We start from the raw sequence: 11,878 nt of genomic DNA, 5'->3' as shown, positions 1-11,878 counted from the left end.
TTATTCAACTGTAACAGACTTGGCCAGATTACGTGGTTGATCTACATCTTTTCCTTTACAAACAGCTATGTGATATGCCAGCAGTTGCAGAGGAATGGTTGTGATTAGCGGATCAAGGCATTCGGTTGTTTGAGGTAATTCAATACAAATATCCGCAAGTTTAGAGATTACTTCATCACCTTCCGACACAAAGGCTATTACACGCCCTTTACGAGCCTTAATTTCCTGAATGTTACTCAATATTTTGTCATACATGCCATTGTGTGTTGCAATGACTACTACTGGCATTTCTTCATCGATAAGTGCAATCGGACCATGCTTCATTTCAGCAGCCGGATAACCTTCTGCATGGATATAAGATATCTCTTTAAGCTTTAATGCCCCTTCCAATGCTACAGGGTAACTATAGCCCCTCCCTAAGTAAATAAAATTATGGGCATAAGTAAAGACTTTAGCAATACTCGCAATTTGATTGTTAGTTTGTATTGCTTTTTCCATTTTATCGGGGATAGACATTAGTTCTCCCACAATCTTTAAGAACTCATTGTTGCTTATCGTTTGTTTGTTTTTTGCAAGAGTCAGAGCTAACATGGCAAGCACAGTTACTTGCCCCGTAAATGCTTTTGTTGAAGCAACTCCTATTTCCGGACCTACATGTATGTATGACCCGGTGTGGGTAGAGCGGGGAATTGAAGATCCAACAGAATTGCAGATCCCATAAATAAAAGCTCCGCATCTGCGGGCGAGATCAATAGCGGCTAAAGTGTCGGCCGTTTCTCCCGATTGAGATATGGCAATCACAACATCGTTTTCATCAATTACCGGATCTCTGTATCGAAATTCGGATGCATATTCTACTTCAACAGGAATTCTGCAGTAACTTTCTATAAGGTGTTTGCCAATAAGTCCTGCATGCCAGGAAGTACCACATGCCACAATGATGAATCTTTTTGCTTTTAGCAGTTTTTCCTTATGATCAATGATGGCGGATAGAACAACGTTTGTGCCTTCCACATTAATTCTACCTCGCATACAATCTCTGATACAGTTGGGTTGCTCAAAAATTTCCTTCAGCATAAAGTGGGGATATCCACCCTTTTCAAGCTGACCGATATTAAGGGCAACGGTTTGAATCTCGGGTGTTACAGAAACATTTTGAATATTAACTACTTTCAAATCCTCTCCATATCTGATTAACGCAATTTCTTCATCTTCGAGATATACCACTTTGTCGGTATATTCTACAATGGGAGTCGCATCAGAGGCTAGAAAAAACTCGTTATCTCCAATTCCGACAACAAGCGGACTGCTTTTTCGTGCCGCAATGATTTCGGAAGGCCGGTCCTTATCTAATACAGCAATGGCATATGCTCCGATAACTTCGCGAAGGGCTAATTGAACTGCTGTAAGCAGATCAAGGTCTTTAGACACCTTTATGTACTCAATCAGTTGAACTAATACTTCAGTATCGGTACTGCTTTTAAAAGTGTAGCCTTTTTCTTGCAATCGATTTTTCAGAACAGCATAGTTTTCTATTATACCGTTATGAATTAAAGCGATATTTTCGGATGAGGAATAATGAGGGTGCGCGTTCGCTTTACAAGGTTCGCCATGAGTTGCCCAACGTGTATGCGCTATACCAATGGTTCCAGATACATCTTTATCTGAAATATAGGCTTCAAGTTCAGACACCTTTCCTTTCGCTTTATATACATTTAAATTTTGATTATTGTTGATTATCGCAACTCCGGCACTGTCATATCCCCGGTATTCTAGTCGCTTTAATCCTTTAATAAGAATAGGATATGCTTCACGCATTCCAACGTAGCCCACAATTCCACACATAGTATCTATATTGTTTTACATTAATTGGGTACAAATATAGATATATATATTACATAAAGATTTAATTGAGATTAAATATTAAGCAATTTGATCGTTTTTGCTAAGTTTTAATATTCTCAATGCTCCTCTCATGACTATGAGAAATACAATAGAACCAACAACCAGATCCGGTATGCCACTTTTAAGAAAATACACTAAAGCTCCAGCCAGAATAACGCCGGCATTTATTATTATATCATTGGATGAGAAAATTATACTTGCTTGAATATGGGCATCTTTACTTTCTGCTTTTTGCAAAAAATATAAAGATAAAACATTTGCCATCAAAGCTGAAATCGAAATCCCGATCATTACCAGATAATCCGGGATTGTTTCCATCCCAATAAATCGTTTTATTACCTCCGTAAATCCCCAAACAGCTAGTCCAATTTGTAAATAACCGCTAATTCTGGCTACCTGTTTCTTTTTTCGAACCGATGTCCCAACAGCAAGCAAACTCATACCATAGACTAATGCATCAGCTAACATATCCAGACTGTCTGCTACAAGTCCCATGGACCTGGATAAAATTCCAGATAAAGATTCTATCAGAAAAAAAAGGAAATTAATTAGTAGAACTATCCATAATATTTTCTTTTCAATATGATTGTTATTTGATGGTACTGAGTCGGGAACTACAGTTGAAGACAAAAGCTTTGAATTCAAATTAAGGGAACTAATACTAGAGTCAATTAACTTGACGTCTTCTTTATGAAGCACAATTAAGATGCGATTTTCTAAATCAAATTTTAGAGAGATTTCTCTAAAGTTTTGTAGTTTTAAACGGATTAAACTTTCTTCACTGGGGCAATCCATTTTTTCTATTTTGAATATGCTCTTTATCATTTGATATTATTTTCAGGATAAAAAAAGGATTAGCGGTAAATAGTCTTTCAGATCAATACGTAATTGTTTCAATGCTTGCTGGATTCTATAATCCACAGTTTTGGATGAAACATTAAGTTGCGAAGCAATTTCTTTATATGTAAGCTTTTGAAAGCGGTTCATTTCGAATGCCTCCCGATAATTTGAAGGTAAAGCCTCTAATGCTGATTGAATTTTCTGAGAGAGTTCCTCAACTACATAGAAGTCGGGATCATCAAAGAGATGATCATCTCCTTCGTACAAAGTCTGAAGGATACGTTGTTTGAGATCATTCCTATTTATTAAAGTTATACATCTGTTTTTTACGGCTTTGAATAAGTAGCTTATCAGGGAAGTTTCCCACACAGGCATAGTCCGGTTTTCCCAGAACCAAATCATAATTTCCTGAGCAATCTCTTCTGCATCTTCCCTCTCAACAAATTGATTGGCATAGCTACATAATGCCGGATAATGTCGCAGAAAAAAAGTGTCAAAGGCTTTCTCAACACCTTTTTGTATTAGTTGATAGAGTTCTTCATCCGTATTTCGTGAAGTATAGGCGGCCATTAAATCTTCTTCTTTTTTGCAAACATAATACTTTTTAAGAAATAAATTCAAAAAAAAAGGATTTTGATTTAGGACATTTGAATTCTGGTTAGTCTTACTTATATAAACGAAAGAACAGTTGAAGACATTAATATGGTTGATGAAGCACTAATATTAAGATACTTTACAGGTGAGATCACTGCAGAAGAAAGATCTTATGTAGAGAAATGGATATCAGAATCCGAACAAAACAGGAAATTGGCTAAAGATATCTATTACCTATATTTTGCAGTTGATACATTGTATACGATGAAATCGGTCGATTCGAAGCAGGCCTTAAAAAATGTAAAAAAGAGAGCGGCAAAAAGAAAGACCGGAACCATTTTTACATGGATTCAACGTGCTGCAGCAATTCTTTTCATTCCATTGTTACTGAGTACTGTTTTCAGTAAATTGAAAAAAGAACCGATTGAGTATATGGAGATTCGTACAACACCAGGCATGGTGGCTTCTGTAAATTTGCCCGATGGATCTGTTGTCTGGCTTAATTCCGACTCGTATTTACGTCATCCGGTAAAGTTTACAGGCAAAACAAGGGAAGTGAATTTAATTGGTGAAGCCTATTTTAAGGTGAATCGTAATGAGAAGTTACCTTTTTTTGTGAATACAAAAGAAAATCTGCGTGTTGAAGTTTTAGGAACCGAGTTTAATGTTGATGCTTATGAAGATAATCAATATGTTTCCACAACTTTACTCTCCGGATCGGTTAAACTAAATTATAGGGGAAGTAATAATCAGGAAAAGAATATAGTTATGCAACCCGGACAGAAAATATATTATGATGAACTGTCTAAGACAATAGCTGTTTCGCAACCATTTCTTCCATCAGAGGTGGCATGGAAAGAAGGAAAGATTATATTAAGAAATACATCTCTTGAAGAGACTTTAAAAATGTTAAGCAAAAGATTTAACGTGTCTTTTGTGCTTAAGAATAAAGCTTTGAAAGATAATTATTTTACGGGGACATTTGATAAGCAACAATTGCCCCGAATCTTGGAACATCTTCGGATTTCGTCCAACATCAGGTACAGGATAATTGATCCAAAATCCGGAGATGAGGGATTGAAAGAACGTAGCAAAGTGGAATTATATTAATGTGGAGACTATTTGTTTAACTGAAAAATAAAAGAAATGAAAACACGCTCACCATAAAAGAAAAAACATACGGGAAAATATTGGCGTATTTCCCCGTATGAAACAATTGCTTACTCGTTTGGCGACGAGATTTCAGCAATCATTATTTTCTAACTTTAAATCCGTACAAAAATATGACAAATTATTTAGAAGTCCAACCCCATAGGGTTGTGGCATTACCAATTATTATCCTGAATAAAATACCATTATGTATGAAACTAACAGTTCTTATGTTGTTTCTTTCTATCGGATTGATTCAAGCCACAAGTAGCTACGGGCAATCAACTACGTTATCATTGGAGGTAACCAATGCAACCGTACAGGATGTATTGGATAAGATTGAGTCTCAATCAGACTTCCATTTCTTCTATAACAACAAACAGATCAATACCAAGCGGGTTGTTTCCATCAAGAAAACCAAAGAGAATGTATTTGTAATTCTGAATGAGTTGTTTGATGGAACTGATGTGTCGTATCAGGTTATGGATAAGAATATTATTTTATCCAACACAAAAAAAGCCGATAAGGCTCAAGTACTGCCACAAGCAGGTAACCGGGTTACAGGTGTTGTATCAGACGCTTCAGGGGAACCTATTATCGGAGCAAATGTCTTTGAGAAGGGATCAACAACCAATGGTACCATCACGGATATTGATGGACGGTTTACATTGGAAATTTCTTCCAATGGCTCGTTGGTGGTCTCTTACATTGGTTATCAGACACAAACAGTTTCTGTTGCCAACCGTAAGGATATCAAAATTCAGATGAAGGAAGATTCCGAATTGATTGAAGAGGTGGTAGTTGTAGGTTATGGTTCTCAGAAAAAAGCGAACCTTACCGGAGCTGTTTCTAACATTAATGTTAGTGATGCATTGCAGAATCGTCCAATAGCCGACGTAGGTAGAGGTTTGCAAGGAGCTTCTTCTGGTCTTTCAGTTATTGTTCCAAGTGGTGAAATTGGTTCTGACCCGTTAATTAAAATTCGTGGACAAATCGGTTCAATTCAGGGAGGTTCTTCTCCGTTAATCCTGTTGGATAACGTTGAAATTCCTAGTATTCAAATGGTTAATCCTGACGATATTGAGACAATTTCAGTTCTTAAAGACGCTGCGTCATCTTCAATTTATGGTGCAAAGGCTGCCTTTGGTGTAATTTTGATTACTTCTAAGAAAGGTGCTAAGACAGAAAGTGTTAATATCAGCTATTCAAACAATTTCTCCTGGCAAAATGTAGCAAAAGACATGCGCATGGGAGATGTGGATGCAATGGAATATACTGTAAATGCCTTCGAAAGAGTGGGAAGCACCTATGTAGGCGCATTAAACTGGTATGTTACCCGCGAAAGCTGGGAAAAAGCGAAAGCGTGGAAAGAACAATATGGAAGTACAATTGGTGCTGATGATCCTATGACTTATGGTCGTGATTGGGAATTTGATGCAGCCACCAATAGAAAATATGGTTACAGAACGTACGATCCGTATGATTATATGATTCGTGAATGGGCTCCATCTCAGACCCACAATTTATCGCTGAATGGCAAGAGCGGCAAAACGTCTTATAATATCGGTTTGGGCTACTTGAATCAGAATGGTATGATGAAGCCTGCCAAGAAAGACGACTTTACCAGATACAATGCATCAATAAGATTAAGCACTGAATTGAATAAATATGTAACCGTTCGCGGAGGTTTATTGTATTCAAAAAGAGATAAGCGCTATCCGTATGTAACCAACGCAACGACAGCCGACCCATGGTTATACCTTTATCGTTGGGGACCGACTATGCCTATCGGTTACGATGATCAGGGAGTTGCATTAAGAGGGCCAGCATCTGAATCAAGTCAGGCAAATACGGCGAATATACTTAATAACTATACCAATATTAATATTGGGGCGACAATCAATATTACAAAAGATTGGACAGTCGATGCCGATTATACCTATGCTAATGAAGGCGAGACTACGACTCGTCCGGGTACACGCTATTCTGCCGGTAATACATGGGCAGTTCCAACCAAACGATTGGATGAGGCTGGTAAGCAGGTATATGTTAATGCTGCCGGACAATTGGTTGATGCATCTACTCCCGGAGCTCTTGCTGCTTATGAATTTGAAAATATTGAATATACCGGTAAAGGGTCAAATCCAGACCATATTTATCGTAAAGAATATGGAACCAAACGTAGTACATTGAACGCATTTACAACCTATAACCTTTCTTTGAATGATATCCATTCATTTAAGTTTATGGGAGGTATCAACCGGGTTACATTTGATGAAACAATGAGTTCGGCTCTTAGAACACAGTTGATCGATATTAACAACCCTCAGTTCTCACTTGCAAACGGAGCGATGACTACCGATGGTGGTAACTGGTGGGAAGCTCAGCTTGGGTATTTCGGACGTGTAAACTATACTCTGTACGACAGATATTTACTTGAAGCAAATATTCGTTACGACGGAACTTCTAAATTCCCTAATCAGTTGAGATGGCGTTGGTATCCTTCATTCTCAGCCGGATGGCGTGCCAGTGAGGAGGCATTCATGGAATGGGCAAAACCGATGTTAAGTACGTTGAAATTCAGAGGATCATGGGGATCTATCGGTGACCAGACTGTTCCAAATAATTTGTATGTGCCAACCATGAATAGTTTTGATTCATCCTGGTTAAGTTCAGGAGGCACTAAATTCTATGGTTTTAATGCTCCTGCGGCGGTTGCCAGATCTATTTCATGGCAAAATATCGAAACATTAGACTTAGGTTTGGACTTACGTGTCCTCGACAATAAGTTGGGAATGACATTCGACTGGTATCGTCGCGACACAAAAGACATGATTATTCCCGGAACTCCGGTTGCAGATACCTATGGTACTACATCTCCAAAACAGAATTTTGGAGCACTTAGAACCAATGGTTGGGAAATTTCTGTCGACTTCAATCATCGCTTCGAGAATGGATTGGGAATCAATGCTACGTTGAATGTGTCTGATGCTGTTACAAAAGTGACGGATTACCTCACCGATGTTGAATCAGTTGGCGGATGGTATAAAGGTAAAACTTACGGAGAAATCTGGGGATACCGTACAGACAGATTATATCAGATGGATGACTTCGAGCTTGATGCAAACGGTAAACCATATAAGATTGTATTGTCAAAAGAGGAAAGTGCTAAATATGCTGGTAAAACAGTTTATAAGCTGAAATCAAAGAACGGAGAAAAACCAGTTTATCAACCTTATCTTCAGAACAGTTCAACCTTCTTCTTTGGCCCGGGCGATGTTAAGTTTGTTGATCTGAATGGCGACGGAGAACTGAATAACGGTACCAGCACTGTTAAAGATCATGGTGACCTGGAAGTTATCGGAAATACAACACCACGTTACGAGTATAGCTTGCGTTTAGGTGCCGATTATAAAGGTTTTGATGTGTCAATATTCTTCCAGGGAGTTGGTAAGCGCGAAATTTGGGGAGGTGGATCTTTAGCTATCCCAGGATTTAATACTGCCGACGGTGCAATGCCGCAAGCATTTGCAGGCGATTTCTGGCGCGAAGATCGCACCAATGCCTTCTATCCTCGTCCTTGGAATATGGGTGGTTCTAACTCGGGTAACAACCTGCAGGTACAGTCACGCTACTTGTTGGATATGTCTTATTTAAGAGTAAAAAATATGACTGTAGGTTATACCTTGCCTTCAACGCTGTTAAAGAAAGCCTATATCAACAATGCCAGAGTGTATGTTTCGTTGGAAAACTTCTTGACATTCGACAATCTGAATGATCTGCCAATCGATCCAGAATCGATTTCCGGTTATTCAATGTATAATAGTACCAACTATAATCTTGGAAGAACTGGTACAGGTACACCAACATTTAAGAGTGTTTCATTTGGTCTGCAATTAGGATTTTAAATTCGGTAAATTATGAAAAAATATATTATAACATTACTTTCTGCGGCATGTATATCGGTCGGTTTCTCTGGTTGTAATGACGATGTTCTAGATCGTCCGCAACTTACCGAAATGAATGATGATAATTTCTGGACAGGAGCTGAAAACCTCCGCATGTATGCAAATCAGTATTATACAAATTATTTTGTAGGGTACAACTCGGCCTGGGGAGTCGATTATGCTCCACTGAGAGGATACACATTTAGCGATGACTTTACCACAGTCGGTGTACAGTCAAACTTTGAAACAAATGTTCCTGCTTCTAAAACAAGCAGTGCCTGGATGACTCAGTATCAAGGTCCGTCATGGTATTTCGGCAGAGTGCGCTCTATCAATATCTTCATTGATCGTATTGAAACAAAAACGAAACCGAAGCTGACTGACGAAGAATATCGTCATTGGATGGGTATAGCCCGATTCTTCAGGGGATTGGAATACAGTGGACTGGTAGGTTCATTTGGCGATATACCTTACTATGATCATGTCTTGGCCGAAGACGATTTACAGGAGATGTACAAAGACCGTACCCCTCGTGGTGAGGTTATGGATAAAGTATACGATGACTTCAAGTATGCTTTTGCAAATGTTCGTCTTAATGATGGGGATCAGTATGCGAACCGTTACGTTGTGGCTTCTTTCATCGCAAGATGGATGCTTTTTGAAGGAACATGGCAAAAATATCATAAAGCAGATAATACACGGGCTAAGAAATATCTTGAGTTCGCAGTAGAGGCTGCTCAATACGTAATGAGTAGCGGTAAGTATGATATTGTTACCGATTTTAGATCTCTTTTCGGTTCGGATGATTTGAAAGGTAATAAGGATTGTATCATGTACAGACATTATGATGCTGCTCAATCCATTACTCACAGTGTTGCATCATACTCGAATGTAGAAGAAAGTCAGACAACCGCACCCAACTTGTCGTTGGCAAAAGCATTTATTTGCAACGATGGCAAGGTGTACCAGAATTCAACATTGCCTGATGCTGATAAATTGGATATTGCAAGTATGGTAAAAACACGTGACCCGCGTTTTGAAGCAACTTTCTGGGATAAACCGGTCGGTAATTCATCCACACTGTTGTATGCATGTAAATTTATCAGTCGCGAAGGTCCGTCCAATACAACATTGGATAAGTACAAGAGCAATACAAACACCAATGACTATCCGGTGATGCGTTATGCCGAAGTATTGTTAAACTGGATTGAGGCCAAAGCAGAATTGGCTACTTTAGGTGGTGCAGCTGTTACACAGGCAGATCTTGACTTGTCTGTAAACAAGATAAGAAACAGACCTTTGGATAAAGTTGCCATAGATAAGGGTGTAACTAAAACAGCCCCGATGAAACTGGCTGCGCTTCCGGAAGATCCTGCCCGCGATGCAGATGTATCTGCACTGATTTGGGAAATCCGTCGCGAACGTCGTATGGAATTTGTTTTCGAACATTCACGTCTGTTGGATATCAAGCGTTGGAAGAAAATCGAGTATATGAATTGTACTAAGTACAGCGATAACCTTAAAGGTCCGTGGATTAATTTCAAAACCGATCTTCCTTCATTCTTAAAAGATTCTAACAAAGGAAAGCTCAAGGTTACGAAAAGAGATGGAACAGTGGTGGTATACAATGGTACTAACGGAGACGATATGGTAGGCTTCTACAATGTTGAGAATGCTTCGGATCGTCAGGCGTTTACCGACCGTGTTTATCTTTCACCTGTTGGACAGGGACAAATTGATGCTTATGCAGAAAAAGGATTCACGTTGTCTCAGAACCCTGGATGGACAAATTAACAATAAATATAGATCTTAATAGTATGTAAAAAGGCGGGGGGTAGTCACTCCAGAAGAGGCTACCCCCTTTTTATAACTTTCCACAAAGTTGTTGAATCATGAATAGAATAATAGTAACCATTGTTTTTTGTATAGGATGGATGGTCTGCTGTGCACAGACAAAGCCTGTAGCAGTCGGTGCAGAAGCTACCAATGAGTATTTCCCTTTGTTAAAGGGCAAGCGTATCGCTGTTTTATCCAATCATACAGGCATGGTCGGAAATGAACATCTGGTGGATTTGTTGAAACGTAAAGATTTTAATGTAGTTTGTATTTTTTCTCCTGAACATGGCTTCAGAGGGAATGCAGATGCCGGCGAACATGTGTCAAGTTCGATGGATGAGAAAACCGGGATTCCCATTCTTTCCCTTTATGACGGAGATACCGGAAAACCATCTGTAAAATCAATGTCTCTGTTTGATGTATTGGTATTTGACCTGCAGGATGTTGGCTTACGATTTTATACCTATTATGCCACCATGGTACGTATGATGGATGCCTGTGCAGAGTCGCAGAAAAAAATGATAATTCTTGACCGGCCTAATCCGAACGGACACTATGTAGATGGTCCGATTCTGGATATGAAGTATAAGTCGGGTGTGGGCTGGCTGCCTATTCCGGTTGTTCATGGAATGACGTTAGGAGAACTGGCAATGATGGTGAATGGCGAAAAATGGCTTCCGGAAGGACGTATTTGCGACATATCCGTAATCAAGTGTAAAAATTATACCCACCAGACCATGTATCAGCTACCCATTCCTCCTTCACCCAATCTACCCACTATGAAGGCGGTTTACATGTATCCTTCCACCTGCTATTTTGAAGCTACACCGGTAAGTCTGGGCAGAGGAACCGACAAACCGTTTTTGGTATACGGACACCCCAATATGCTTTCCTATTCTTTTAGTTTTACTCCCCGAAGCATTCCCGGAGCAAAGAATCCTCCGCAGCTCAACAAAATTTGTTATGGAGTTGATTTAAGTAACCTTTCCGAATCTTATATATGGAAAAAAGGCGTAGATTTGACCTACCTGATTGATGCTTATACCAATTTAAATATGGGAGATCATTTTTTTAGTTCTTTCTTTGAGAAGCTTATAGGTGTAAGTTACGTCAGAAAGATGATAAAAGAAGGATGTTCTGCTGATGAAATTAAGAAAAAGTGGTCGGATGATGTAGAAAAATTCAAAAAGCAGCGAGCTCCCTATCTTTTGTATCAAGAGTAATCGGACTAATTAAATTCTAATATCATTTAAATCTAACACAATGACTCCATTTCTTGTATTGGCTACGATTGCTGTCTATTTTATTGTATTATTTGCAATCTCATGGCTGGCCGGCAGACATGCCGATAACCAAGGTTTCTTTATTGGAAACAGAAAATCTTCGTGGTATGTTGTTGCCTTTGCAATGATCGGTTCCAGTATTTCGGGAGTGACTTTTATTTCGGTACCCGGCTGGGTGGCGGTAAATAACTTTTCTTACTTACAAATGGTGCTCGGCTTTATTGCCGGAACCTTGTTGATTGCTTATGCTTTAATTCCTTTGTTTTATAAACTCAAGGTGGTTTCTATCTATGAATACCTTGAAAACCGCTTTGGCATCTCCAC

General features: G+C 39.0%; 8 protein-coding genes. 5 read left to right on the top strand and 3 right to left on the bottom strand.

Annotated features, from left to right (window positions below):
- The 3 genes from glmS to AB7E53_RS12325 form a co-directional block, all read right to left on the bottom strand.
- On the bottom strand, positions 1-1,845 hold the full coding sequence (glmS, locus tag AB7E53_RS12335; RefSeq protein WP_179398821.1) for a glutamine--fructose-6-phosphate transaminase (isomerizing): 1,845 nt from the start codon (positions 1,843-1,845) through the stop codon (positions 1-3).
- A gap of 78 nt (positions 1,846-1,923) precedes the next feature.
- Positions 1,924-2,730: a cation transporter gene (locus AB7E53_RS12330; RefSeq protein ID WP_446771053.1), complete on the bottom strand. Its 807-nt coding sequence runs from the start codon at positions 2,728-2,730 to the stop codon at positions 1,924-1,926.
- Between the two features lie 12 nt (positions 2,731-2,742).
- Positions 2,743-3,315: an RNA polymerase sigma-70 factor gene (locus tag AB7E53_RS12325; RefSeq protein WP_350455881.1), complete on the bottom strand. Its 573-nt coding sequence runs from the start codon at positions 3,313-3,315 to the stop codon at positions 2,743-2,745.
- 132 nt (positions 3,316-3,447) lie between these two features.
- Between AB7E53_RS12325 and AB7E53_RS12320 the strand changes: the two genes are divergently transcribed.
- From AB7E53_RS12320 to AB7E53_RS12300, 5 genes are all read left to right on the top strand, one after another.
- A complete protein-coding gene (locus AB7E53_RS12320; RefSeq protein WP_446775954.1) occupies positions 3,448-4,449 on the top strand; it encodes a FecR family protein in 1,002 nt (333 codons plus the stop codon).
- Positions 4,450-4,700: 251 nt separating this feature from the next.
- Positions 4,701-8,396 (top strand): TonB-dependent receptor, encoded by a 3,696-nt coding sequence (locus AB7E53_RS12315; protein ID WP_446775952.1) that lies wholly within the window; start codon positions 4,701-4,703, stop codon positions 8,394-8,396.
- Between the two features lie 12 nt (positions 8,397-8,408).
- Positions 8,409-10,229 carry a RagB/SusD family nutrient uptake outer membrane protein gene (locus tag AB7E53_RS12310; RefSeq protein ID WP_350456397.1) on the top strand — a complete coding sequence of 607 codons (1,821 nt, stop codon included), beginning with the start codon at positions 8,409-8,411 and terminating at the stop codon, positions 10,227-10,229.
- Positions 10,230-10,369: 140 nt separating this feature from the next.
- Complete coding sequence (locus tag AB7E53_RS12305) at positions 10,370-11,494, top strand: exo-beta-N-acetylmuramidase NamZ family protein (protein WP_446775956.1); 1,125 nt, start codon at positions 10,370-10,372, stop codon at positions 11,492-11,494.
- 40 nt (positions 11,495-11,534) lie between these two features.
- Positions 11,535-11,878: sodium:solute symporter family transporter (locus AB7E53_RS12300; RefSeq protein ID WP_446775950.1), on the top strand; the 344-nt coding region annotated here is incomplete at its 3' end.

This window comes from Macellibacteroides sp., assembly GCF_050251695.1.
Lineage (GTDB): Bacteria > Bacteroidota > Bacteroidia > Bacteroidales > Tannerellaceae > Macellibacteroides > Macellibacteroides fermentans.
The sequence above is the reverse complement of the archived record's forward strand: the minus strand, read 5'-3'. Positions and strand labels throughout refer to the sequence as shown.

Coding starts and splice junctions, on each gene's coding strand:
- glmS (WP_179398821.1), bottom strand. CDS start 1,845: ATGTGTGGAATTGTGGGCTACGTTGGAATGCGTGAAGCATATCCTATT.
- AB7E53_RS12330 (WP_446771053.1), bottom strand. CDS start 2,730: ATGATAAAGAGCATATTCAAAATAGAAAAAATGGATTGCCCCAGTGAA.
- AB7E53_RS12325 (WP_350455881.1), bottom strand. CDS start 3,315: ATGGCCGCCTATACTTCACGAAATACGGATGAAGAACTCTATCAACTA.
- AB7E53_RS12320 (WP_446775954.1), top strand. CDS start 3,448: ATGGTTGATGAAGCACTAATATTAAGATACTTTACAGGTGAGATCACT.
- AB7E53_RS12315 (WP_446775952.1), top strand. CDS start 4,701: ATGAAACTAACAGTTCTTATGTTGTTTCTTTCTATCGGATTGATTCAA.
- AB7E53_RS12310 (WP_350456397.1), top strand. CDS start 8,409: ATGAAAAAATATATTATAACATTACTTTCTGCGGCATGTATATCGGTC.
- AB7E53_RS12305 (WP_446775956.1), top strand. CDS start 10,370: ATGGTCTGCTGTGCACAGACAAAGCCTGTAGCAGTCGGTGCAGAAGCT.